The sequence below is a fragment of the Streptomyces ziwulingensis genome (assembly GCF_039542605.1).
Lineage (GTDB): Bacteria > Actinomycetota > Actinomycetes > Streptomycetales > Streptomycetaceae > Streptomyces > Streptomyces ziwulingensis.
The window spans coordinates 62,656-87,179 of record NZ_BAABIG010000034.1; the positions used below are offsets into that span (position 1 = coordinate 62,656).

A 24,524-nucleotide genomic window follows, 5' to 3' on the forward strand; every position below is an offset into this window, starting at 1 on the left:
GCACAGGGACCCGGATCACCGTCTCATGGGCGGGGATTCCCCTGTCGTGGCCGGGTGCGGTGTTCTCTCCGCACTCGGTTCGCGTCCGATCGTCTGCGGTGTAGCTCTGCAGCACGATGTCGGAGTTGTCGAGATCGACCCAGGCCGTGGGCGATCCGCTCTGTGCTGTGTCCGGGTCAATGCCGATGAACTGTAAAACCATGGCTGCCTCCGGCTGTTGGCCTGTGCCCTGATGTGCATCAAGCCTCCGCACCCAAGTGAGCGAGTCAAGGCCCATGTTCAGACTCCAGCACCGTAGAGTGATTCGGTGCACACTGGTGCACACTGGTGCACATTGCTGGAGTCTCTGCCCGAGCGTCCGTCGTTCGTACAGGCCGTAGGCACAAGCAGTGCCCTACGGGCCGTCCTGCCCAAGCCGAAGTCCATCGACTCGGCCACCCTCCGCGCGGTCGAAAAGCTGACACCCTGCGACACTCTGTCGCGCGAGCTCTTCGAGGACCCGGACACCGCGGTCGAGTACATCGAATCGCGGGCCCCTGGCGAGGCCGTCGTACTGCTCGACGTGGGCGGCTACTTCGCCCCCACCATCGACGCCCTGTGCGACCGCTTCACCGGGCGGATTCTCGGCGTCGTCGAGGACACCGAGAACGGGCATCGTCGCTACGCCGAGCGCGACAAGTTGCCTTGCCCCGTCGTCTCCGTCGCCCGGTCCCCGCTCAAGGACCCCGAAGATTTCCTCGTGGGGCAGTCGGTCGTGTTCTCCGCCGAAGCGCTCATGCGCGGCCGAGGCGACATCCCGCACGGCCGCCCCGCACTGGTGATCGGGTTCGGCAAGCTCGGCTCGTCCATCGCCCGCCTGTTGCACGGCAAAGGCGTACAAGTCACCGTGTACGACGTCGACCCCGTGCGGCAGGCACAGGCCCTCTCGCAGGGCTTCACCGTGGCGCGCGACCGGGACACCGCTCTGCGTGGCGCCGGCCTCGTGCTCTGTGCCACTGGCGCGGTGTCCCTGCGGGGCGAGGATTTCGCCACGCTGCGGAACGGCGCGTACGTCGCGACCGTGACCTCGTCCGAGGACGAACTCGACCTCGCCGCGCTCCCTCGCGTCTACCAGCGGGCGCCCCAGGGTGAGCACGTCACGCGCTACTCGACGACCGGCCACTACTTCTACCTGCTCAACGGAGGGAACGCCGTCAACTTCCTGCACGGCGCCCACGTCGGGCCCTTCATCTTTCTCGTGCAGTCCGAAATCCTCGCCGCGATCCGGTTGCTGTCCCGCGGCGGCCTCGGGGCCGGTATGCACGAGGTAGGCGCCGACGATCGGGCAACCATCGCGGCAACGTGGCTCAGCTACTTCAATCGATAAAGGAACGGAGCGGCCATGCAGATCTCGGCACAGCATGTACGCGAGACGGTCGACGCCTACCTCGCCGGGCACCCCGGCGAGAAAGACGCTCTGACCGCGCTCGTCGCAACGCTCGACCAGGCTGGCGACAACATCACGTCACGAAAGGAGTTCCGCGGCCACACCACGGCCGGCGCCGCCCTGCTCCGCCCCGACGGCCGCGTACTCACCATCGAACATCGTGCGCTGCGCAAGTGGCTGCTGCCCGGCGGCCACATCGAGGACAGCGACACGACCCTCGTAGCCGCGGCCCAGCGTGAACTGGCGGAAGAAACCGGGATCAGTCCCGACCGTGTCGAGCCCGGCGGTCACCTGCCGCTGCACATCGACGTGCATGCGATTCCGGCGAACCCCGCCAAGGGCGAGCCGGAACACTTGCACTTCGACTTCCGGTACCTGTTCCGGACCACGGCCGACCTGGTCGAGCTGCAAGAAGAAGAGGTCACGGCCCACTCGTGGCAGTTGGCCGACACTCTGACGGCCGAGCCCCTGCGCTCCCGTCTGCTGAACGCCGCGCGGTAGCGCCCGAGGGCCGCCCCGGTGGATGAGTTCCGGAGCGGCCCGAGAGCTGCCCGCGTCACCCCGGGTCAGCCGTCGATCTTCCGCTGCTCGTGCTCGATGTCCTCCGCCACCTTGAAGGCGATCCCGTCGAGGATGTCGTGTTCGCTGACGACGACCTCCTCGGCGCCGGTGCGTTCCATGAGGGAGAGCAGGACCAGGGCGCCGGCCGCGATCACGTCGACCCGGCCGGGGTGCATGGCGGGGATCGCCGCGCGTTCGGCGTGGGTGGAGCGCAGGAGGCGGTCGGTGATCTCGCGGACCCGCTCGCGGGAGACCCGGGAGTGGTGGATGGCGACCGAGTCGTACACCGGCAGTTCCTGCGCGATCGCCGACACGGTCGTCACCGATCCGGCGAGTCCCACCAGGGTGCGGGCCTCGCCGAGCGGCACGCTCTCCTGCGCGAGGTCGAGGGCCGCCTCGATGTCCGCCCGCATCGCCGCGATCCGCTCCTCGGTGGGCGGGTCGACGACCACCCCGTCCGCCACCAGGTGCCGCTCGGTCATCCGGACGCAGCCGATGTCCACGGAGCGGGCGGCGCGCACCCGGTCGTCGCCGACGACGAACTCGGTCGAGCCGCCGCCGATGTCCACGACCAGGAAGGGCCGGTCCAGGTCGGCGCGGCCGGTCAGTTCCTTGGTGGCGCCGGTGAAGGAGAACTCCGCCTCCTGGTCACCGGTGATCACCTCCGGTTCGACGCCGAGGATGTCCAGGACGCCGCGGACGAAGTCGTCGCGGTTCTCCGCGTCCCGGGAGGCGGAGGTGGCCACGAAGCGCAGCCGTTCGACGCCGTGGTCCTTGACGACCTGGGCGTACTCGCGGCAGGCGGCGAAGGTCCGCTCCAGCGCCTCGGGGGCGAGCCGTCCGGTGCGGTCGACGCCCTGTCCGAGCCGCACGATCGTCATCCGCCGGTCCAGGTCGGTCAGCTCGCCGGTGCCGGGGTCGGCGTCGGCGACCAGCAGACGGATGGAGTTCGTACCGCAGTCGATGGCGGCGACACGGGTCACTGGGCGTCTCCCTCGCTCGACGGGGCCCGCGTCACGCAGGTCCCCTTGGCCCACCACTCGGGCAGCATCTCCAGCGCCTCGTCACCCAGCGGGTTCACGCCCGGCCCGGCGGCCAGCGAGTGGGCGACGAGCACATGCAGGCACTTGACCCGGTCGGGCATGCCGCCCGCGCTCGGGAAGCCCGTCAGCTCCTCGATCTCGTCGCGGCGCCGGAGGTAGTCCTCGTGCGCGGCGCGGTAGGCGGCGGCCAGCTCGGGGTCGGTGGCGAGCCGCTCGGTCATCTCCTTCATCACCCCGTTGGCCTCCAGGGTGCCGATCGCCGAGCTGGCCTTCGGGCACGTCAGGTAGTACAGCGTGGGGAAGGGCGTGCCGTCGGGCAGCCGCGGGGCGGTCTCCACGACGTCCGGCTGTCCGCACGGGCACCGGTGCGCGATGGCGCGCAGTCCGCGGGGCGGGCGCCCGAGCTGCTGCTTGAACGCCTCGACGTCCGCGTCGGTGGGTTCGGTGCGCGGGGTGGGCGGCGGGGGCGTATCCATGACTGTCTTCTGGAGGTCTCTCTGTCGGTTCACGGGCGTCGTCGGTTCACGGGTGGCGTAGCTGTTTCACTGGCGGTGTGGCTTCACTGGCGGCGTGGCTTCACTGGCGGCGTCTGATCACTGTCGTCATCGCCTCACTGCCCTCATCGCTTCACGGGCCGCGTTCGGTTCACGGGGGGCGTTCGGCTCACCCGGCGACGTCCGGCTCACCGGCGGCGGGTGGCGGCGTCGGCCTTGTCGACCGCGTCGAAGACGTTGCGGTACCAGGGGCGGTCGGCGGCGCGCAGTCCGGCGCGGGACTGCTCGGCGGTGCCCGGGTCGACGACGATGAACCCGGTCTCGCCCGGCCTCACATAGTGCAGCCGCAGCCGGATCTGCTGTTCGGCGTAGGCGTCGTCCTGCCAGCGCGCCTTGAGGTCGCGCAGCTTCTCGACCCGCTGCCTGGCCTGCTGCTTCTCCCGCTGCAGGTCGGCGATCCCGTCCCGCTGGGCGATGTACTGCCGGATCGGGTAGGCGAGCGCCACGACGAGCGAGCAGATCACCATCGCGAGCAGCGCGGCGCGGCCGGTCAGCCGGGAGCGCCGGGCCTGGCGCTTGGTCTGCGAGCGGTAGACCCGGGCCGCGGTCTGCTCGCCGAGCGCCCGGATCCGGGTCGTGGTGGAGAAACGGTCCCGGTCCTTGACCGCCATGTGCCGCGCCTCCCGTTCACCGTCTTCACGGCCTCATACGTGCGTACGTCCCCGCACACGGTACGGGACCGGGTACGGGGACGTACGTACGACGCTGCCTGCCGGGCGGTGCTCCGCCCCGGCGGTGCCTACTGGTTCGCGGAACGGAACCGGGGGAAGGCGCTGCGGCCGGCGTACACCGCGGCGTCGTCCAGGATCTCCTCGATGCGCAGGAGCTGGTTGTACTTGGCGACGCGCTCGGAGCGGGCCGGGGCGCCGGTCTTGATCTGGCCGCAGTTGGTGGCGACGGCGAGGTCGGCGATGGTGACGTCCTCGGTCTCGCCGGAGCGGTGGGACATCATGCACTTGAAGCCGCTGCGCTGGGCCAGCTCGACGGCGTCCAGCGTCTCGGTGAGCGAGCCGATCTGGTTGACCTTGACCAGCAGGGCGTTGGCGGCGCCCTCCTCGATGCCGCGGGCCAGACGCTCGGGGTTGGTGACGAACAGGTCGTCGCCGACGAGCTGGACCTTGTCACCGAGCTTGTCGGTGATGGTCTTCCAGCCCTCCCAGTCGTCCTCGAACAGCGGGTCCTCGATGGAGACGAGCGGGTACGCGTCGACCAGCTCCGCGTAGTACTCGGTCATCTCGGCGGCGGTGCGCTCCTTGCCCTCGAAGCTGTAGACGCCGTCCTTGTAGAACTCGGAGGCGGCGACGTCGAGGGCGAGGCCGATCTGCTCGCCGGGGGTGTAACCGGCTTCCTTGATCGCCTCCAGGATGAGGTCGAGGGCCTCGCGGTTGGAGCCGAGGTTCGGGGCGAAGCCGCCCTCGTCGCCGAGGCCGGTGGCCAGGCCCTTGCCCTTCAGCACCTTCTTGAGGGTGTGGTAGATCTCGGCGCCCCAGCGCAGCGCCTCGGAGAAGGACTCCGCGCCGATCGGCGCGATCATGAACTCCTGGATGTCCACGTTGGAGTCGGCGTGCGAGCCGCCGTTCAGGATGTTCATCATCGGCACCGGCAGCAGGTGCGCGTTGGGGCCGCCCAGGTAGCGGAAGAGCGGCAGGTCGCTCGCCTCGGAGGCGGCGTGGGCGACGGCGAGGGAGACGCCGAGGATGGCGTTGGCGCCGAGCGAGCCCTTGTTGTCGGTGGCGTCCAGGTCGAACATGGCCTGGTCGATCAGGCGCTGCTCGGTGGCGTCGTAGCCGACCAGCTCCGGGCCGATCTGCTCGATGACGGCGAGGACGGCCTTCTCGACACCCTTGCCGAGGTAGCGGCTGCTGTCGCCGTCACGCAGCTCGATGGCCTCGAAGGCGCCGGTGGAGGCGCCGGACGGAACGGCGGCACGACCCGTGCTGCCGTCGTCGAGGCCGACCTCGACCTCGACCGTGGGGTTGCCTCGGGAGTCCAGGATTTCCCGGGCTACGACGACGTCGATGGACGGCACGAGCATCTCCTTCTTCCATGTGACGCTTTGGTGTGACGCTTCGGTCTGACGTGAGTGTGCGGAGCGCGACGGCTCCGCGGGACGAGCCTAACCGGCCCGCGGTGATCGGCCAGCCGGTCACCCACCCGTTGGACAGAACCGAGAGTAAATTGTTTCCGAACGGAACAAAACCAGGGCGTGTGGTGGCCGCCAGGTTCCGGACATGCCCCCGCCCCGGCGCGTACGGGGGAACGCGCGCCGGGGCGGGGAGTCCGGGGGCCTACTTCAGGTGGAGCTGCTGGCCCGGGTAGATCAGGTCGGCCTGGTCGACGATGTCGTCGTTCAGCTTGAACAGCTTGGCCCAGCCGCCGGCCACGTCGCGCTCCTTGGCGATGGAGCTGAGGGTGTCTCCCTTGACGACCTTGTACTCGCCGTCACCCTTCTCGACCTTCTTGCCGGTCGGGGTGGTGACGGTCTTCTTCGCGACCGGGCGCTCCGCGGAGCGGGACGCCTTCTGCTCGGTGGAGCGGTCGGCGGTGGAGCCGGTGCTCCGGCTCTGCGGCTGGCTCTGGGGCTGGGACTGGCTCTGGGACTGGCCGCTGTCCTGGGTGCCCGTGGCGGAGCCGCCGCCCTGGCTGCCGGTGGAGCCGCCGGTGGAGGCGCCGGACAGGCCGGTGCCGCAGCTCGGCCAGGCGCCCTTGCCCTGGGCCGCCAGGACCTTCTCGGCGACCTGGATCTGCTGGGCCTTGCCGGCCTGGTCCGCGGTGGCGGCGTACTGGGTGCCGCCGTACGCGGCCCAGGTGGAGGCGGAGAACTGCAGGCCGCCGTAGTACCCGTTGCCGGTGTTGATGGACCAGTTGCCGCCGGACTCGCACTGGGCGACGGTGTCCCACTCGGAGGTGGTGGCGGCGGAGGCGTTGCCGGCCACCATCAGCGGGGCGGCGACGGCGACACCGGCCACACCGGCGACGGCGATGGCGCGGCTGGCCTTGGACGGGCGACGGTGCGTGCCCTTGCCGGAAAACAGCATGGTTGATCCCCTCACCGACGCCTGCGAGGTGAGCTGTCGGGTTCGGGCCGGTTGAGTTGCCCGGCCGGGTTCCTCACGGAACTCGGCTCCACCCCTAGCCGCTCCGGCTCAACTGCCCGGTGCGGCACTTACCTTGGGTCCCCCGCTCCTGCCTTCGGCGCTTGCGCGACGACTGTTCCCGGGTGGCCGCTGGCAGGATTCGGCGTTGCGGCACCGGGGCCCGCGATGGCGAGCGATCACGACCGTAGCCACGCGCCACGGACATTTTCAAAGACGATCAGGGCTTCTGAGATCTATGTCTCACGGAGATCAATACGGACATTCATTCCCAAACATGGAGTGAACTACCGCTGCTTTTCGCCCGATTCGACACCGACAGCAAGCTTCTGACCGGGAACGATGTGATCCGGGTCGGCGCCCACCGTCTCCTCGTTCTCCGTGTAGAGGGAACGCCACCCTCCGGCGAGGTCGAGGGAGTCGGCGATGGCCCAGAGATTGTCGCCGGCGCGCACGGTGTACGTCCCGTCGGCCGCGGCGCGCGCGGTGGAGTCGCCGCGGGAGGCGTGCCGGCCCGAGGACCCGTCCGTACGGTCCCGCGTCGCGCTTCCGTCCGAGGTGCCGCCGCGGTGACGTCCGGCCCCGGAGGTGTCGGCGTCGGCGTCGGCCAGCGCCGAAGAACCGGTTTCCTGTACGGACTTGCCGGTACTGTCCCGCTTTGTGGTGGCCGAGCCGCTCGTCCCGGCGGCGGTTGAGCCGGATTCGGCGGACGTGTCGGACTTGGCCGATTCGTCACCACTGTCCGTCGACTTCTCGGAGGGGGAGGCCGAAGGCGACGCCGAGGAGCCGGTCTTCGTACCGGACTTGGTGCCGGATGCGGTCCCGGCCGCGGTCCCGGTCTCGTCCGCGTCCTCCTCGTCGGCCGACGACTTGGCCGAGGACTTGGCGGAGGACTTGACGGACGGAACGGACCCATTGGTGCCGGACGTTCCGGTGGTGGGCGTCTCCTCCGCCGATTCGGCCGACCCGTCGCCCGTGGTGCCGCTCGCCGACCCGGCGGCCAGTCCGGCGAGCGGTCCGCAGGTCGGCCAGGCGGTGACGCCCCGCGCCGACAGCATCTTCTCGGCGACCTTGACCTGCTGGGCGCGGCTGGCCTGGTCGGCGCTGGTGGCGTAGGCGAGCCCGCCGAACTTCTCCCAGTCCTCCTGGGACAACTGCAAACCGCCGTAATAGCCGTTGCCGCTGTTCTGGCTCCAGGCGCCGCCGGTCTCGCATTCGGCGACGCGGTCCCAGGTGGTGCCGTCGGCCGCGTGGGCGCCGGTGGCCCCCAGGAGCGGGATCGCGATGGCGGAGCCGGTGACTCCGGCAGCGACGACCAGGGCCGGAGCCTGGCGGGGGCGACGGTGACGGCCGTTCCCGGAGAGCATGCGGAGACCTTTCGCGTGACAGCAGGGGGTCCGCGCGGCGATGGTGCTCGGCCGCCGCGCTGATCCGTGAACGTATAGGCATACGATCACTAGTCACAAGTTCATGCCGTGTAGATCACATGGAGATCACAGAAGTGAAGGTGTGTCACTTTTGCATGTGTGACGAGTCGTTCTCCGAAGGGGAGGCGACGGGTGTGAACGACACGGGGAGGGTGCGCAGGCCACGCATGATGAGCCCGCCGCGCCAGCGCAGTTCGGCCGGGTCGGCCGCGAGCCGCAGGTCGGGCAGGCGGGTGAGGAGCGTGGCCAGCGCGGTCTGGCCCTCCAGGCGGGCGAGCGGGGCGCCCAGGCAGTAGTGGAGGCCGTGGCCGTAGCCGAGGTGCTGGTTGTCGCGGCGGGAAAGGTCCAGGGTGTCCGGGTCGGTGAACCGCTCGGGGTCCCGGTCGGCGGCGGCGAGCACGACGAGGACCGGGTCGCCGGCGGCGATGTGCTGCCCGCCGACGGTGAGCGGCCGGGTGGCGAACCGCCAGGTGGCCAGCTCGACCGGGCCGTCGAAGCGCAGGAGTTCCTCGACGCCGGTCTCCAGCGGTTCCCGCTCGCCGGCCGCCACCGAGCGCTGGAGGCGTTCGCGCTGGTCGGGGTGGGTGAGCAGGGCGTACATGCCGTTGCCGATGAGGTTGACGGTGGTCTCGAAACCGGCGAAGAGCAGGATGAAGGCCATCGCGGCGGCCTCGTTCTCGGTGAGGTGCTCGCCATGGTCGGAGGCGCGGATGAGGCCGGAGATGAGGTCCTCGGCGGGGCCGGGCTCGGGCGGCAGCGCCGCGCGCTTGCGGTGGATGAGGTCGGCGAGGTAGCCGCGCATCTTCTTCACCGACCGGGCGACACCGCCGCGGGGTCCGCCGCCGTGCCGGATCATCATCCCCGCCCAGTCCCGGAAGTCGTCCTGGTCCTCGCGCGGGACGCCGAGCAGGTCGCAGATGGCGTAGATGGGGAGCGGGAAGGCGAAGTCGTGGATGAGGTCGGCCTCGCCGCGTCCGGCGAAGGAGTCGATGAGGCCGTCGGCGAGTTCCCGCACGCGGGGGGTGAACTCGGCGACGCGGCGCGGGGTGAACGCCTTGCTGACCAGCCGTCGCAGCCGGGTGTGGTCCGGCGGGTCGATGTTGAGCAGATGGGTCATCAGCTCGGCCTTGCGCTCGCCCGGGATGCCGGTCCGGCCCCTGGCGTGCGCGGGCTCGTCGTGGTGGGCCGGGTTCTTCGACAGCCGCGGGTCGGCGAGGGCCTGCTTGGCGTCGGCGTACCGGGTGACCAGCCACGCCTCCACCCCGCTGGGCAGCCTCGTGCGGTGCACGGGGGCGTGCTCGCGCAACCAGGCGTAGGCGGGGTAGGGGTCGCTCGCGAACTCCCAGGTGAACAGCTCGGGGCCGGCGGGGGCCTCGGAGGCGGCAGGGGTGGGGGTGGGGGTGAGTGCGGGGGCGGGTGCGGGGGTGCGGCGGGGCTCGGCTTGCTCGGTCACGCCCCGACCGTATCCGGGGCGCCTCCCCCGGCTACGGGTCCCCCGGGTCGCTCAGCCCTCCTCGGCCTCGGCATCGGCATCGGCATCGGCATCGGTGTCCGTCTCGCCGCCGCCCTCGGTCCGGCGGATCGCGTCCCGGTAGGCGCGGGCCGCCGCCCGCAGGGCCGCTTCCGGGTCCACGCCGTCCGCCTCGGCGCGTACCGCCAGTGCCAGCAGTTCGTAGCCGAGGCCCTCGGCGCGGGGCAGCGGGACGTCCAGCCCGGCCGTGCGCACCCGGGAGGCGAGCTTCGCGGCGAGGGCGAGGCCGGGCTGGCCGAGGGGGACGCCCTCGGTGACGGAGGTGCGCCGCTTCTCTGTCTGCTTGGTGCGCAGCCAGTGCTCCCTCACCTCCTCGGGGGTGGCCGCGGTCGCGTCCCCGAAGACGTGCGGGTGGCGGTGGACGAGCTTGGTGACGAGGGTCGCCGCGACGTCGTCGACCGAGAAGGGGGCCTCGGGATGCTCCTCGGCGATGCGGGAGTGGAAGACGACCTGGAGGAGCACGTCGCCGAGTTCCTCGCGCAGTTCGTCGCGGTCGCCGTCCTCGATGGCCTCCACCAGTTCGTACGCCTCCTCGATGGTGTACTTCGCCAGCCCCTCGTGGGTGCGCCGCGAGGACCAGGGGCACTCGACGCGGATGCGGTCCATGACCTGGACGAGGTCGAGGAGGCGGGCGCCGGGCAGGTCGTAGGAGGCGGGCAGCAGTTCCAGCTCCGGCATCGCGACGCGGCCGGAGCCGGCGAGGCGGGCCAGTCCGTCGGTCAGGGCCGGCTCGCCCTCCCCGGTCGCCACGACCACGGCCGTGCGTCCGCCGGCGCAGGCGTCGAGGAGCTGTTCGGCGGCGGGGGCACTCTCCTCGACCCGTATCCCGGCCTCGCGCAGGTAGGGGAGCTGGGGGTGGGCACCGTCGGCGCAGAGCACCAGGTCGGCCGCGCGCAGCGCCTGCCAGGCCGGCCAGGACAGCAGGCCGGGGGCGACGCGGTGGCTGGTGGTGAGCAGGACGATGCGGCCCTCGGCGGGGGCCTGGGCGGGGGCGGCTTCGGAGTGCGTGGCGTTCACTCTCCGAACGTAACGCACGGCACGGACCGCACCACGAGTTGTCCACAGGCGGCCGGGCCGCGGTGGCCGCGTTGTCCACAGCGGCCCCGGTGTCCACAGCGGCCGCGTGGTCCGCAGGCCGCCCGGAGGTGCCCGGCGATCACGCCGTCTGCTGCGTCCCGGCCGCCGTGATCTCCCGCACCCACGGCGTCTTCGCGTCGACGCGGCTGCTCTTCTCCACATCCCACTTGCCGTAGCGCGGGTTGAGGTCGATGTCCAGGTCGGCGGAGGTCTCGGACAGGGCCTTCCAGAAGGCGGGCTGGCCGGTGTCGGTGCCGAGGCGCTCGGCGAGCTTCTGCGCCTCCACCTGGAGGCGGAGGTTGTCCTCCAGACGCTCCGGGGGGATGCCGTACTGCTGGAGCCAGACCGTCTCCAGCGCCTTGGCCCCGCCGGCCTGCTGCTCCAGCCCGGCCCGCATCCGCTGCAGTTCCTTGCGGGTGACGCTCACGCCCGCGTCTCCGGCGGCGCGGTGCAGCACCTGGTCGAGCACCATGCTGTGCAGGGTGTCGCGGGTGAGGGAGCCGCTGCGGTTGATGGCCTGCGCGTACTGGGCGTCGTCCGCGACGGCGGCACGCTGGGCGGCGCGTACCTCGCCGACGCGGTCCTCCAGTTGGGCGACGGTGATCCGCCGGCCGTCCACGACGGCCGCCGCGCCGGGGTGCGCGTCGTTGCCGCAGGCGGTGAGGAGCGGTGCCGCCGCGGCGAGCGCGGCGGTGAGGACGAGCGCGGAGCGACGGCGGCGGTGCAAGGGGACCTCCCGGTGGAGATTGTGCGACGGTGCACAAGGTCTTGCGGTGATCGATGGTAGGCAGTGGACGGGCTCTGGCCAACCCATTCGACCAACGATTCGCCGGGACGTGAGGCACCGCCGCGGGCCCGCGAGTCCGTCGTCGGCCGACCCTCCCGACGGGGCCGCCGGCCGGGGCGCTCGCCGTCGGGTCAGTCCAGCCGGGCGAGATCCTCGATCTCCGGCGGCACGCCGTCGTCGGAACGCACCGCGAGCAGAACGGGTTCGTCCTCGTCCCACCGCACCGCGATGGCCACCCGTGGATCCACGCCCTCGACGGCGTACGCCCTGGTCGGTTCACGGCCCACCGTGGTGCCGGGGTCGTTCGGGGTGTCGGCGCAGGGCGGGAACTCCGCGGGGCCGAGGGCGGCGCCCAAGGTGAAGTCGATGTCGCCCACGTCCGTGTAGGTGCGGCCTCCGTAGGTGGCGGTGATCGCGCAGGAAGCCGCGGCCTCGCCGCCACCTCCGCCCGGCACCGTGCAGGCGGCGGCCGCCGCCAGGAAGGCAACGGCCGTGAGGGCCGATGCCAGGGTCCAGGCACGTCGTCGCATCGGTGGGGCTCCTCGCTTCGTCAGGTCGGTTCGCGACCATGACGGAGTTCGGCACGGAAACGTTCGGCCCCGCGTGGCTCAGCGCGGGAGCCGCAGCAGGAGGTCGGTCAGCTCCCGCGGGAACTCCGTCGTGTGCCGCTCGGCGGAACACCGCACGGTGCAGGCCGCCGAGACCAGTTCCCCGTCCGAGTACCCGCCGTCTTCGAGCATCTCGGCGGCCATGCCGAGCGGCACGGCGAAGTCGGCCTGCGCCTCCATCGACATCACCTCGGCGAGGCCGGTCTCGTCCTCGGCGAGCACCAGCGCCACGATCCGGCGGAGCGTCTCCACGAGGGCCGGCAGGTCCGCCTCCCGGACGAGGCCGGCCATGTCGTCGTACTCCGCGAAACCGAACCGGTTGATCCGCTGGTACTCCGCGCTCATGTCATGCCCTTTCAGTGCCTGATGCCCTGCCGGCCGGCCTCGGTGTGCAGGCACCGGCACAGGGACCGCGGGACGGCGGGTACTTCACAAGCCACCGGCCGAGTCTGTCCTCCGCCCATCGGGAAGTTCGACCCTCACCCGAGGTAGTTCGTGCGCCCCTCGTCAGGTCGCCGGCCTCGCGCGCGACAAGCGCTTCCCCTACGTCCCGAGTACGTCCATCAGGTGATCGTCCAGGTCTGCCGCCCATTCCTCCCGGCGCCAGGGTCTCAGCTCCTGCCGCGCCCGCCGTAGTCGGAGCGCCGGCACCCGGCCGCCGGTGCCGATGGCGGCGGCCACGCACTCGTGCAGGAGTTCGGCCGCCGCCTGTGGCTCGCCGAGCCGGACCCGTGCCAACGCCTGGTCAGTGGTGATGATCGCGCGCTGTACCCGCTCCCGGGGTGTGACCAGCGCGCCGGCCGCCTGGGCGAACCGGTCGTGTGCCGCCGCCGGGTCACCTGCACACAGTTCGCAGACGCCTTCGAAGCCACGCAGGTGTGCCGCCGAGAAGGCTGTGGGCAGGGGGTCTCCGGCGTGGTCGGCGTCCATGTCGTACCAGGCCAGCCCGAGGGCGGCGGTCGCTTGGCGGTCCTGTCCGGCCCGGGCGGCGAGTTCGGCCTGCAAGGCGTGCGCACGAGCCCGTACCAGCGTGCTCTCCCCGGTGCGGACCGACCGTACGGCTTGGTCGGCCAAGCGCCGGGCACCGCCGAGTCCTTGAGCCGAGTAGAGGGTGACGAGCGCGTGGCTCATGTGAACCCCGGCCCGCGTCCATGGCTCATCGAGCAGACGGGCCTCCCGGGCGGCCTCGGTGTACAGCGCTCGCGCCGCGGAATCGTCCCGTGTCTCGAACGCCAGTCTGCCCGCGAGCGCCGTTCCTGCGACCGTGATCGTCCGCAGCCGCGCGACGAGCGGCTCCGGGGCCGGACCTGCGAGGAGGCGCCGGGCGGCTTCGACTGCGGGAGCGACCCCGGCGGCGTCCGGGAGCGAGGGCCGGCGCAGTTCGGCGGCGCGCGAGATCAACGCTCGGGCCAGACCGGCCAGGGACAAGCCCCGCCGCTTCCGCAGCGCCTTGAGTGCGGCCGCCCCTGCGGCCCTGTCCTCCATCACCCCATGGTGCGGCGGATGCCGCCTACACGGGCACGACCAGGTGAGGCTTCCCCTCATCGTGTGTGTACGTCAACGTCTGCCACGTTCCCGACTGCGTCTGCCCGGCCCGTGGGAAGCCGATGGTCATCGTGCTGTGGTCGACCATCCACCGGTTCCGTGCGTGGTACGAGGCCGTACTCAGCTCCGGGGCTCGGAGCTGGACCACCTCTGTGACGCGGTCGCGTACCTGGGCGACGGCCTGCCGTGCCCGCGTGGGCTGCTGGTCCACGGTGCCGGGAACGACCACGGTCAGGCCGGCCTCGGTGTTGCGGGCCAGCCAGAGCAGGGCGAGGGAGTCGATGCCTTTCGCGCCGCCGAGGTAGAAGTGGGCACCGTTCGCGAAGGGGCCGAGGTATTCGCCGAACAGAGCGGCGTACTCGGTGAGGCCGCGATGCTCGGTGCTGCGCGTGCCCGTAATGCTCACCGAACGTTTCGACAAGATCGACTCCGTGTCACAGGTTGTCAGATCCCCCGCCGCGAGGTCTGCAAGCGGGTGGCCACGGTCGCGGAAGGGTGTGACACGGGACGGGAACTGTGGGGCGCCTACCGGCTCGCGCGGATCGGTGGGGGCCGGTGGTGGCCATGACCATCCGGGTCTACCGGATCGATCCGCGAACCGGCGCGCGTACCCAGGTGCGGGGGGGAAACGTACGGTGACCCCCGACTCGCTGCCTGAACTCTTCGGCCGGTACCCGCCCTGCACCTGCCCGCGCTGTACCGGCCGAGGGGAACAGCGGACGCGGAGAATTTCGCGGCGCGAATGGGTCGCGTGGCCAGCCCCAATGATCCCCCCACACTCACCAGATCCCGAGGCGGAAGCCAGCAGAGGCCCACCAGCCCTGCGGCTAATGGGCCTCTTGAGCCTCGTGAAAATTCCAGCGTGGCTATCGCGCCACTTCACTTCTTGTCTCTGTACCCCTCGACCTGTTCGGCGATCTCCTCCAAAGCCTCTGCGCCGATGACGCTTTCCAGAGAGTCACCCACAAATTCACGGGCTCGGGCAAGTCGCGCAGGGAGGCCGTACTCCACCACGTACTCCAGGAGGATACGGGGATCTTCTCCTGCCCCGACACGCGACAGCACCCGATCCAGAGACACCACGTAATCCTCCAGATCCCGGAACAAGTCAGTGAATCCTGCCAGTTCCACCGAGATACTCTGAGTCACGCCTGTCACCTTTTTACTCGAATGTTTTTGACCGGGAGATCACCATCTGCGACCCATTCGGTGATACCCATCGTTGAATTATACCGCGATTTGACCCGGCCGGCCGGGACATCGAATTCGAGCACACTGTTACCCCTGCCGCGCCCGATCCCCAGCTTGGCCTCCGCGTCACGGGGACTCAGCGGCTTCCCCTTGGCCGGGACGAGGAAGACCTTATTCTGGTCACTCGCTCTGATGACCCCGCTCTGGACAATTCCTGCCTTGCCCCGCGCATTCGTGTAGTGCCGCATCCGAAGCATCTCTTCAGCAGCGTCATCGCCACCTGCAGGGCAGTTGTGCACCAGTACCGGCGCAGCCCCCGCCCCCGCGAAGAACGTGTGCGCCCGGTCCACGGTCAGGTTGTGGACCGTGGTGCTCTGGGTCCAGGCCCGTACCGCTGTCAGTTCGACCTTGGTGCCTGAGCCGGTGCTCAGCCACTGGCCGGGCTTCAGGTCGCCGGCGTCGAGCCATTCCTTCAGGTCGGGGACCCAGAAGGGGTGGCCCTCTGTCGCCGTGAGGTCGGTGGTCGCGTGGCCGGCCGGGCCGTCGGTGTCGATGGTCAGGTCGACCAGGTGCTTCTCGCCGCTGCCGGTGATGGTGGCGGTGACCTGTTCCGAGGAGGTCTCGCCCGTGGTCGGGTCGGTGGCCTGCACCTCGTCGCCGACGTCGACGTCCTCGATGGGTTGGTGGCTGCCGTCCGCCATCAGCACCGGTGTGCCTTCGACGAAGCTGTTGGCCGAGGCCGCGAGGCCGGCCACGTCCGAGGCGCAGGACGCGTACTCCACGGCCGTGTCCAGCTTGTCCGCGGCTTCGGAGATCCTGTCCGCGTACTTCGCGGCCTTGGTCGCCATCCGGCCCGCTTTGGCCGCGCGGACCACGCCCGCTCCGGCGCCGCCCAGGGCGAGGCCGGCCACCGTGGCCGCGGCCCAGGCGCAGGCCTCCATGTCGCCCTTGGTGAGGCAGTTCTTGAAGTCGTTGAAGCCGGATGCCTCGGCCGCGATCTCCAGGCCGGCCTTCAGGCCGTCCCTGACGATCGGGGCGACGGCGCGGGCGAACTCGGTGGCGGCCTCGACCGCGCTGGACACCGTCTCCACGACCTCGCCGGCCGCCGCGACCACCGCGTCGCGCAGGTCCGTGGCGGCCTGCGCCGCGTCCGCGATGACGTTGCGGGCGGTGGAGACCACCGCGGCGGGCAGGTTCGCCGCCGCGGACACGATGTCCTTGGTCACCGAGATGAGGGGTTTCACCGCCGCCGCCAGCTCCGGGAGCGGGCTGTGCTGGATGGCGTAGGAGACGGCCTGCTTGGCCTTCTTGGTGATGGCCTTCGCCCGGGCCACCGCTTCGCGTTTGGCCGCCGCGGCCTTCTCCCGGGCCCAGGCCGCCGCCGACTGGGCCGCCGATGACGCCTTGCTCGTGACCCAGCTGACCGCCGCGGACACCTTCTGCGTGACCCAGCTCACGGCCGACCTGGCCTTGTGGTAGATCCAGCTCGCCGCCGAGCTGATCGCGCTGCCGACCGCCTTCACCGCGGAGACCGCGACCCGCCACGCCTTCTTGACGACCGACTTGACGATCCTGGCGCCCTTCTTGAGGCCGCTCCTGATCGCGCTGCCGGCCTTCTTCACGCCGGAGGCGACCTTCTTGCACCAGCCGCAGCTCGGCCAGTGGCCGTCGGCGTCGACGTAGTCCAGCGGCGCGCCGGCGCCGTAGGTGTAGCGGTTGGCGAGGATGGAGGCGCCGCCCGCGTAGTTCACCGAGTCACGGGAGTCGAAGGTGCCGGTGTCGGTGTTGTACCAGCGGGCCCCCATGTTCACCTGGTCGGTGTCGGGGTCGGTGTAGTCGCCCTGGTAGCCCAGCTCGCCGGCCACGCCGCCGCCGTCCGAGCCGGTGTCGCTGTCGACCTCCTCGCCGAACGGGCTGTAGGTGGTGGTGTCGGTCAGCTCCGTCAGGTCGGCGTCGGTCGCGTCGAAGTCGCCGACCACGTCGCCGTGCGAGTCGGTCAGGGCCAGTTGCGCGGTGCCGTTCTCGGAGACCGACATCAGCTCGTCCAGCGGGCCGCGGCCGTAGGAGGAGGTGCCGTCGCTGACCGGGTCGGGGCTGAGGCCCGCGTAGGAGAAGCCGGCGCCGTTGCGGGAGTCGACGCGGTCCAGGGAGTCGTACCCGTAGGACACGTCCCCGGCCTGGAGCAGCCGGTCGAAGGCGTCGAAGGCGAACTCCTCGGTCAGCCCGGAGCTGGTCCGGGAGGCCAGGGTGCCGCGCGAGGTGTACTCGTAGGTGTAGTCGCCGTCGGACTGGACGCGGTTGCGCTCGTCGTAGGTGGCGTTCTTGTCGCCTTCCCGGGTCCGGTTGCCGGAGGCGTCCCAGGCGTAGTCGGTGGTGTCGCCGTCGGCGGTCCAGGAGGTGAGGCGGCCGGCCTGGTCGTAGCCGTAGGTGTTCTCGGCCGCGTTGTCGCCGGTGACCGTCTTGGAGGTCAGGTGGTCGTTGTCGTCGTAGCCGTAGTCGATCGAGGTGACGGCCTGGCCGGCGCTGTTGGTCAGGGTGTCGGTGTCGATGCGGCCCAGGTCGTCGTAGGCGTAGGTACGGCTCTGTCCGGCGCCGTAGGAGACCTGCCGGGGCATGCCCGAGGTGTCGTAGGCGTAGCTCTGGCCGGTCCCGGTCAGGGAGTCCCTGGCGGTGGCGAGCCGCTGCCCGGTGTAGGTGAACAGGGCCGTGCCGGTGGCGTCGGTGCGGCTGGTCAGCAGGCCGTCGTCGTCGTAGGCGTAGCTCGCCTCGCCGGACGGGCCCTCGGCCGTCAGCAGCAGGCCGCGGTCGTCGTAGGTGTAGGTGTTGTCGCCGTCGGGGGTGCCGGCGGAGGTCAGCCGGCCTGCCGCGTCGTAGCCGTAGCCGCGTTCGGCGGTGTCCGCCTCGGCTCCGGTGCCGGTCTCGGAGATCAGCAGGCCGGTGTGGTCGTAGACGCGTTCCTGGGTCACTCCGCCCGGGGCGGTCGCCCGCACGGCCTGGCCGACCGCGTCGTAGGCGGTGGTCCAGGTCCGGTCGGCGGCGTCCGGGTCGGCCTCGGTGGCCGGCTCGACGACCGACTCGGCGAGTCCGAGGGTGTTGAACGTGTAGGTGGTGGAGTTGCCGCGGCCGTCGGTGTAGCGGGTGCGGTGGCCGGCCGCGTCGTAGCCGAAGGACGTGGTGAGGGACGTGCTGTCGGAGACCGGCTCGGTCTGCTCGGTCAGCCTGCCCAGGGCGTCGTACCCGTACCGGGTGGTGTGGCCGAGCGGGTCGGTCGAGGCGACGAGGTTGCCCGCGTCGTCGTAGTCGTAGCCGATGGTCCGCAGGGAGTCGCTGTCCGGGGCGAGGTCGGACTCGGAGACGAGCCGTCCGGCCTGGTCGTAGAGGAGCGCGGAGGTGCGGCCGAGGCCGTCGGAGCGGCGGACCTCGCGGCCGGTCAGGTCGTAGCCGAACTCGGTGACCGCCCCGCCGGGTTCGGTCAGCCGGGTCATCTGGCCGAGGCTGTCGTAGGTGAGCGAGGTCTTCGCGCCGCTGGGGTCGGTCCGCGCGACCACGTTGCCCGCGTCGTCGTAGCTGAAGCGGGTGGTGAACGCGTCGTCGGACGGTCTGCGTTCGATCTGCGTCTGGGTGACCGGGCGGTCGAGGTCGTCGTAGGTCGTCTCGGCGCGGGCGCCGGTCGGGCCGGTGACGGAGAGGACCTCGCCGGTGCGGGTGTAGGTGTACGTCGACCGGGCGCGGTCGTCGCCGGTGCCGGTGGGTTCGTCGCGTTCGGTGACCCGGTTCAGCCGGTCGTAGCGGTAGCGGGTGACCTGGTCCAGGGGGTCGGTCGCCTCGACCACGTTGCCGAGCGCGTCGTAGCGGTACTGGGTGGCCGGGGTGACGGGCGCGCTCGCGCCGGGCGCGGTGTACGCGGCCCCCGTGGTGCTGGTCTGCCGGCCCAGCCGGTCGTACGCGGCGTGGGTGACGTGGCCCAGCGGGTCCTGGGTGGAGGTGGCGGCGCCGTAGGTGTCCAGGCCGACCACGGTCAGCGGGCGGGTGCTCCCGGCGGGACCGCCGTCCTGTTCGGTGTCGACGGCGGGGGCCAGCGTGGAGATCTGCCGGCCCAGCGCGTCGTAGTTGTACTCCGTGACGTTCCCGGCGGGGTCGGTCACCGACCGGGTCAGCCCGCGCTGGTCGTAGGCGTACAGCGTGGTCAGCGTCTCGGTGCCGTTGTGGGCGGTCTCCTTGGTGGCGTTGCCCGCGAGGTCGTAGACGTAGTCGACCTGCTCGGGGGTGGCGCTCACCGGCCACGGCACGTGGGACGGGTTGCCGCTGCTCTTCGTCGTGGTGACGTTGCCGGCCCGGTCGTAGGTGTAGCTGGTGCCGCGGGCGAGGCCACCGGGGTCGGTCACGGTGGAGGCGACCCGGCCGACGGCGTCGTAACCGGTCTCGGTGACGGTCCGCCCGTTGTCGGTGGTCTCCTTGGTGACGTTGCCGGCGCCGTCGTACTCGTTGGACTCCACGACGATGTCGCGGGTGGTGCCGTCGGCGTTGTGGAAGCCCTTGAGGGTGATGGACCTGACCAGGTCGTCGCCGTAGTACCGGTACTCCAGGGTGCGGCCCATGGCGTCGGTGTGCTGGGCGAGGCGGCCCGCCATGTCGTACGCGTAGGACTGCGTGACCAGGTCCTCGCCGGACCCGTCGGCGTCCCCCGGGTCGCCGTCCCAGTCGGCCAGGCGGACCTCGGCGATCATGTTGCGCGCGGTGTAGGCGTACTCGAAGCGGTTGCCGTTGCCGTCGACCATGAAGGTCTGGTTGCCGAACGGGTCGTAGCCGTAGGAGGTCTCGTTGCCCTCGGCGTCGGTGACCCGCGCCGGACGGCCCCGGTCGTCGAGTTCGTACGTCATCGTGCGGGCCGGGTCCGCGCCGACCACGTCGTCGATCTCGGTCGCGGTCACCACGCCGTCCGGGTCGTACGTCGTCGTGGTGCGCTGCTGGTGCTGCGCCCCGGTGACGGCGTCGCCGGTCCGCGGGTCCAGGCTGGACACCAGGCGGGACAGCTTGTCGTACTGGTAGGTGGTGGTGACGCCGTCGGGCCGACTGTCGGAGATCTCGGTCTCGCCGGTCCGGCGGCCGAGGGCGTCGTAGGTGTAGCGGGTGGTCAGCCCGGAGGCCTCGACGACCTCGGCGATGTCGCCGCTGTTGAAGTAGGCGTAGCGGGTGACGGCGCCGCGCGGGTCGGTGCTCGTCTTGAGCAGGCCGGTGGGTGTGTTGCCGCCGTCGCGGGCCGGTTCCACACCGGTGGTGTAGGTGTTGACGGTCGAGCCGCTGTCGGGGTTCTTCTGCGTCAGCAGGTTGCCGTTGTCGTCGTACGTGTAGGACGTCAGGTAGCGGTTGTCGGTGGCGCTGGTGGAGCGGGCGTCGCGGGTCTGCGTGGGCAGGTCGGTCCGCAGGTCCAGCTCGTCCAGGTCCGCCGGGTAGGTGGTGTACGAGGTGTGGCAGTCGTCCTTGGCCCGGCAGGTGGTCTGCGAGCTGACGTTGCCCCGCTCGTCGTAGCCGAGGGTGACGGTGTCGCCGGTCTCGCTGGTGGTGACGGTCTGGTAGCCGCGGTCGTCGTAGGTGTAGCCGCGGATGGCCACGCCGTCGACGGGGTGCCGGATGAAGTCGGGGCTGCCGTCGTCGTTGCCCGGCGGGGTGGTGCAGAACATCGGGTCGCCGGGGTCCGGGTCGGTGCAGACCTCGGTCGGCGCGGAGCTGGTCGGGGACGGCTCGGCGGGTTCGTCGTACTGCCGCACGCCCAGGCCCAGCGGTTCGCCGTAGCGCAGCAGTTGCGAGGTCATGCCGTCGTACTCGTAGTAGTACGGCTGTCCGACCGGGTCGTGCACCTCGACGGTGCGGCGCAGGTCGTCCTCGTCGCCGAAGACGGCCGGGGCGCCCAGCTCCCAGGTGCCGCCGCCCGCGTCGGTGTACTCGTTCACCCGGTCGCGGGCGGTGTCGTAGCCGACCTCGGAGGCGGTCCGGCCGCTGGGCAGGGTGGTCCTGGTGAGCAGGTCGGCGGCCTTGGTGGCGAGGGCGTGGTGGGTGGCGACCGCCTGGGAGCCCAGCGGGTGGTGGTAGACGGCGACCTCGTCGATCGAGCCCGCGAAGGAGCGGCCCTGGGCGCCGCCCCAGCCGGGCCAGCTCGCCGGGGAGCTGGGGCGGGCCGCGCCGATCTGGTTGTAGGTGAGGTTCTGTGCCTGGAGCTGGCCGCCGGCCAGGGTGGCGGCCTGCTTGCCGTCCAGGTAGAGGGTCTGGGTGGAGCCGGCGGCGGAGAGCACGGCGTGGTGCCACTTGCCGTCGTTGACGTTGGCGGTGGTGGCGGTCATCGGGTGGGCGGTGCCGTCCCAGAACTGGCCGCGCAGCTTGCCGTCGGTGCCGACGTACAGGGTGGGCACGCCGGTGGTGGGCGCGGTGCCCCACGCCTTGTCCTGGTAGCCGATCAGCGGTCCGCCGACGCCACTGGCGATGGTCTTGAACCACACCTCGACGGCCGCGTCCCGGCTCGCCTTGACGGTGCCGCCGGGCAGGGTGACCAGGGAGGTGGTGCCGTTGAAGGTGGCGGCGGTGGAGGGGTCGCCGGTGGCCGCGCCCGCGCCGCCGAGGGTGACGTTGCCGTAGGTGCCGCGGTCCTTGCCGAGGTTGACCTCGATGGCGCTCTCGGCGGAGGTGCCCTCGGTCTCGCCGAGCCGCCAGTAGGACTCGGGGCGGGAGTCGCGGACCCCCGCCGCGTAGTGGCTGCCGGCGGTGTAGGTGTAGCCGGTGCAGCCGCCCGCGGGGTCGCAGACCTGGTCCAGGACGTCACCGGTGTAGGAGTACGTCCAGGCGAGCGGGGCGCCGTCGACGGCGTTGGTGGCGACCCGGGTGACGTGGGCGCCGGTCCAGGTGAAGGTCAGGGAGCGCTTGCTGCGCGGGTTCTCGGCCTTGACCAGTTGGCCGGCCGAGTACGTGTAGTTGACGACGTTGGAGGTGGCGTCGGTGATCTTGACGAGCAGGCCGGTGCTGCCGAAGGAGTACGTGGTCCCGGACTTGTCCTGGAGGGTCCAGGTGCTGGTGGCGGCGTCCTGGGTCAGCTCGGCGAACCGGCCGGGCGGCGGTGCGTAGGAGCCGTCGGGGTTCTTGCCGAAGCGGACGTCACGGCCGTCGGGGTAGCGGATCACGGCGTTGCCGGTGCCGTCGTTGTCGGGGGTGAGCCGGATGTCGTAGCGGGTGGTCCAGCCGGTGCCGAAGGCGAGGTCGCGGCGCGGGTCGAGGCTGTTGTAGGTGCGCACCAGCGTCATGTCGGGGCCGACGCCGGCCAGTGAGGCGTCGATCGCCGAGGACGCGTAGTTGCCCACCTGCGGGTCGAACTCCAGGTCCTGCCCCTCGCTCAGCCGGGAGGTGATCTCCGGCTGCGGGACCGAGGTGAGCAGCGCGATCTGCGCCGTGGGCACCTCGTTGCCCGCGTCCTTGGCGAAGCCGCGCCACAGATAGGTCTTGTTCCAGGACAGCCGGCCGGCCGGGACGGTGTAGGCGGGGCTCGACTGGTAGGCCGAGGTGACACAGTCGGCCGGTTTGCCGTCGTCGTCCTGCTCGCAGACCTCGAACTTGTACTGGAGGGTCTGCCCGGCGGGTGCGTCGATGTCCACGGCCCGGGCCCACAGTTGCGGGCTGAGCGTCTGCGCCTGGTAGCCGTTGGCCGGGTACTGCTCCTGCACCACGGGCGCGATGTCGAAGACCTGGAGGGAGAGCCGGCCGGGGGCGACCTGCTCGTCGGTGAAGACCGTGCCGCCGGACTTCACCATGGTGAAGTCCAGCAGGTAGGCGCCGGGCGGCAGCGCCTTGACGGTGGCGGTCAGGGTGGTCCTGGCGCCGTACGCGACGTTCGTGGTCAGGTTGGCGGCGCGCTGCTGGGTGACCAGCTTGCCGTCCTTGTCGTACGCCCGGTAGGCCAGGTAGTACCCGCCGGGCGTCCAGGTCTGCCCGCCCTTGTTGGTGACGGTGACCTTGACCTGGCCGTTCTGGTTCTGCAGGACGGGCGGGTCGGGGACGGGCTGGGCGAAGGAGTAGCTCGCGTTGTACGGCGAGTGGGTGACGTACAGCTTGGGCGGGTTGGCCGTGCCGTGTCCGGCGAACTTCTTCCAGGCGGTGGCGTCGGTGGCCGAGGCCCGCACCGACAGGCCGTAGTTCGCCTGGGTGCCGTCGACCCAGCGCTGTACCAGGTCGCGGCCGCCCTTGCCGAGGTCGAACAGCTCGGCGGCGGCGGGGCAGGCGGACTTCGACCTGCCGGTCGCGATGTAGCCGTAGGCGAAGGACTTGGCGGCGAGGCTGCCGCCGACCGCGGGGCCCGGGTACTCCGGTGCGGTGCCCGCGGTCCAGCTCTCGGTGACCGGGTGCACGGAGACCGGGCGGGCCTTGCAGGACGCCGAGTCGTAGTTGGTGAGCTGGAGCTGGGCGCCGAAGATCTTGTGGTGGCTCAGCTCCTCGTCGAGCGAGGGGAAACCGAGGTAGGTGGCGGTGGCGCCGTCGGTGCCCTTGCCGACCTGGAGTTCGCTGGTGCCGACGACGGAGCCGCCGCTCTTGACGTACACGCTGGTCTCGGCGGACGAGGTGTCCACGGAGGGGTCGACCTTGACCGGGAAGACCCGCTCCGGGGCGCGCAGCCAGTCCGCGTCGACGGTGATCCGCAGGGCCTGGCCGCCGCCGGCCTGCTCGACGAGGGCATAGGTGACGTCCTCGGAGCGGGCGGGGGCGCCCTGGTCGCCGGCGCGCCCGGAGTCCTCCATGAACCCGGCGGGGATGACGCCGGCCACCCGGCCCGCGGCGTCGGTCAGCCGGACCGCGCCGTCCACGATCCGTGCCGTCAGTCCGTCCAGGGCGAGCGGGAAGACGAAGGTCGTCGGGGCGTCGGCCGAGTTCAGGACGAGGGTCTCCTTGACGCCGCCGGCCTGGGCCTCCAGCGTCAGATCGGTGTCCGCGAGGACGCCCTCGTAGGCGACGGTGCTGCCCTCGGCCCGGCCCTGGACGGCGGCCGCGCCGCTCAGGCCGTACGACAGGCGGTGGCCGCCGGACAGTTCGACGGTGGCCAGGCGCGCGGAGTCGGCCCGCCGGCCGACGCGCACGCCGACCGCGTCGGCGGTGTTGCGCCAGCCGTCCTCGCCGTCCGCCCGCAGCTCCGTGTCGATCGGCCGCCAGTCCCCGTCCGCGTCCCGGTAGTTGACCGGCGTCGGGGACATCTCGGTGGTCCGGGTGCCGTCCTCGTTGGCGTAGGTACGGCTGAACCCGTCCCGCTCGGCGGGCAGTTCCTCACTGCGCCGGGCGTCGAAGCCGGTGACCTCGGTGGCCGGTGAGGCGACCACCTCGGCCTTGTTGCGGGCCTTCTTCTCCGCGGCGGCCAGGCTCTTCCTCGCCTGTTTGGTCGGGTACCTGGACCTGAGGGTCCGGGGCGCCTCGGTGTTGGCGTTCTTCTCGCCGACCAGGTGGTCCTGCCCGTCGGCGCTCCCCCAGCGCTGATCGGGGGCGGAACGGCCCTGCGGCGCCTCGGGATAGAGGGGGATGCCGGTACCGGACAGCGCGAACGACGTCACGGCGATCACGGAGGCCAGGGCGACGCCGATGAGCGCCGCCCAGTGACTGCGCACCAGTCTGCGGGACAGCAGTCCGCGAGCAATCCTGCGGTAGGCAGGCACAG

At 71.2% G+C, this 24,524-nt stretch carries 17 protein-coding genes and 1 riboswitch; of the genes, 2 read left to right on the plus strand and 15 right to left on the minus strand.

What is annotated here, in order from left to right:
- Positions 1 to 334 precede the first annotated feature (334 nt).
- Complete coding sequence (locus ABEB00_RS18875; protein WP_345620987.1) at positions 335 to 1,366, plus strand: adenosylhomocysteinase; 1,032 nt, start codon at positions 335 to 337, stop codon at positions 1,364 to 1,366.
- Positions 1,367 to 1,381: 15 nt separating this feature from the next.
- A complete protein-coding gene (locus tag ABEB00_RS18880; protein ID WP_345620988.1) occupies positions 1,382 to 1,927 on the plus strand; it encodes an NUDIX hydrolase in 546 nt (181 codons plus the stop codon).
- Positions 1,928 to 1,992: 65 nt separating this feature from the next.
- On the opposite strand, the gene ABEB00_RS18885 is transcribed toward ABEB00_RS18880, so the two are convergent.
- From ABEB00_RS18885 to ABEB00_RS18955, 15 genes are all read right to left on the minus strand, one after another.
- The gene (locus ABEB00_RS18885) at positions 1,993 to 2,970 is read right to left on the minus strand and encodes a Ppx/GppA phosphatase family protein (RefSeq protein ID WP_345620989.1); all 978 of its coding nucleotides are present in this window, start codon (positions 2,968 to 2,970) and stop codon (positions 1,993 to 1,995) included.
- The gene (locus ABEB00_RS18890; RefSeq protein ID WP_345620991.1) at positions 2,967 to 3,506 is read right to left on the minus strand and encodes a DUF501 domain-containing protein; all 540 of its coding nucleotides are present in this window, start codon (positions 3,504 to 3,506) and stop codon (positions 2,967 to 2,969) included. The genes ABEB00_RS18885 and ABEB00_RS18890 overlap by 4 nt, the downstream gene beginning before the upstream one ends.
- A 206-nt stretch (positions 3,507 to 3,712) precedes the next feature.
- On the minus strand, positions 3,713 to 4,195 hold the full coding sequence (locus tag ABEB00_RS18895; RefSeq protein WP_345620992.1) for an FtsB family cell division protein: 483 nt from the start codon (positions 4,193 to 4,195) through the stop codon (positions 3,713 to 3,715).
- Between the two features lie 128 nt (positions 4,196 to 4,323).
- On the minus strand, positions 4,324 to 5,613 hold the full coding sequence (gene eno, locus ABEB00_RS18900) for a phosphopyruvate hydratase (RefSeq protein ID WP_345620993.1): 1,290 nt from the start codon (positions 5,611 to 5,613) through the stop codon (positions 4,324 to 4,326).
- 259 nt (positions 5,614 to 5,872) lie between these two features.
- A complete protein-coding gene (locus ABEB00_RS18905) occupies positions 5,873 to 6,622 on the minus strand; it encodes a transglycosylase family protein (protein WP_345620994.1) in 750 nt (249 codons plus the stop codon).
- 3 nt (positions 6,623 to 6,625) lie between these two features.
- Positions 6,626 to 6,792, minus strand: a riboswitch (cyclic di-AMP (ydaO/yuaA leader).
- A 174-nt stretch (positions 6,793 to 6,966) separates the two neighbouring features.
- Positions 6,967 to 8,046: a transglycosylase family protein gene (locus tag ABEB00_RS18910; RefSeq protein ID WP_345620995.1), complete on the minus strand. Its 1,080-nt coding sequence runs from the start codon at positions 8,044 to 8,046 to the stop codon at positions 6,967 to 6,969.
- A 145-nt stretch (positions 8,047 to 8,191) separates the two neighbouring features.
- Positions 8,192 to 9,460, minus strand: coding sequence for a cytochrome P450 family protein (locus tag ABEB00_RS18915; protein ID WP_345621084.1), 1,269 nt, complete (start codon positions 9,458 to 9,460; stop codon positions 8,192 to 8,194).
- Positions 9,461 to 9,610: 150 nt separating this feature from the next.
- Entirely contained in the window at positions 9,611 to 10,654 is a 1,044-nt protein-coding gene (locus tag ABEB00_RS18920; RefSeq protein ID WP_345620997.1) for a nucleoside triphosphate pyrophosphohydrolase, read from the minus strand.
- A gap of 139 nt (positions 10,655 to 10,793) precedes the next feature.
- Positions 10,794 to 11,441: a SurA N-terminal domain-containing protein gene (locus tag ABEB00_RS18925; RefSeq protein ID WP_345620998.1), complete on the minus strand. Its 648-nt coding sequence runs from the start codon at positions 11,439 to 11,441 to the stop codon at positions 10,794 to 10,796.
- A gap of 191 nt (positions 11,442 to 11,632) precedes the next feature.
- Positions 11,633 to 12,031 (minus strand): DUF6281 family protein, encoded by a 399-nt coding sequence (locus ABEB00_RS18930; protein WP_345621000.1) that lies wholly within the window; start codon positions 12,029 to 12,031, stop codon positions 11,633 to 11,635.
- 78 nt (positions 12,032 to 12,109) lie between these two features.
- Positions 12,110 to 12,454, minus strand: a complete 345-nt coding sequence (locus ABEB00_RS18935) for a hypothetical protein (protein ID WP_345621001.1) — start codon at positions 12,452 to 12,454, stop codon at positions 12,110 to 12,112.
- Positions 12,455 to 12,652: 198 nt separating this feature from the next.
- The gene (locus ABEB00_RS18940; RefSeq protein ID WP_345621002.1) at positions 12,653 to 13,594 is read right to left on the minus strand and encodes an NsdA family TPR-like regulatory protein; all 942 of its coding nucleotides are present in this window, start codon (positions 13,592 to 13,594) and stop codon (positions 12,653 to 12,655) included.
- A gap of 25 nt (positions 13,595 to 13,619) precedes the next feature.
- A complete protein-coding gene (locus ABEB00_RS18945; protein ID WP_486389429.1) occupies positions 13,620 to 14,078 on the minus strand; it encodes a DNA-processing protein DprA in 459 nt (152 codons plus the stop codon).
- A gap of 455 nt (positions 14,079 to 14,533) precedes the next feature.
- The gene (locus ABEB00_RS18950) at positions 14,534 to 14,803 is read right to left on the minus strand and encodes a hypothetical protein (protein ID WP_345621004.1); all 270 of its coding nucleotides are present in this window, start codon (positions 14,801 to 14,803) and stop codon (positions 14,534 to 14,536) included.
- Between the two features lie 5 nt (positions 14,804 to 14,808).
- The gene (locus ABEB00_RS18955; protein ID WP_345621005.1) at positions 14,809 to 24,522 is read right to left on the minus strand and encodes an HYD1 signature containing ADP-ribosyltransferase family protein; all 9,714 of its coding nucleotides are present in this window, start codon (positions 24,520 to 24,522) and stop codon (positions 14,809 to 14,811) included.
- Positions 24,523 to 24,524 lie beyond the last annotated feature (2 nt).

Excerpts from the sequence above, each read along its gene's own strand:
- ABEB00_RS18890 (WP_345620991.1), bottom strand. The coding sequence starts at position 3,506 with ATGGATACGCCCCCGCCGCCCACCCCGCGCACCGAACCCACCGACGCG.
- ABEB00_RS18940 (WP_345621002.1), bottom strand. The coding sequence starts at position 13,594 with ATGGAGGACAGGGCCGCAGGGGCGGCCGCACTCAAGGCGCTGCGGAAG.
- ABEB00_RS18935 (WP_345621001.1), bottom strand. The coding sequence starts at position 12,454 with ATGAGCGCGGAGTACCAGCGGATCAACCGGTTCGGTTTCGCGGAGTAC.
- ABEB00_RS18895 (WP_345620992.1), bottom strand. The coding sequence starts at position 4,195 with ATGGCGGTCAAGGACCGGGACCGTTTCTCCACCACGACCCGGATCCGG.
- ABEB00_RS18930 (WP_345621000.1), bottom strand. The coding sequence starts at position 12,031 with ATGCGACGACGTGCCTGGACCCTGGCATCGGCCCTCACGGCCGTTGCC.
- ABEB00_RS18905 (WP_345620994.1), bottom strand. The coding sequence starts at position 6,622 with ATGCTGTTTTCCGGCAAGGGCACGCACCGTCGCCCGTCCAAGGCCAGC.
- ABEB00_RS18880 (WP_345620988.1), top strand. The coding sequence starts at position 1,382 with ATGCAGATCTCGGCACAGCATGTACGCGAGACGGTCGACGCCTACCTC.
- ABEB00_RS18910 (WP_345620995.1), bottom strand. The coding sequence starts at position 8,046 with ATGCTCTCCGGGAACGGCCGTCACCGTCGCCCCCGCCAGGCTCCGGCC.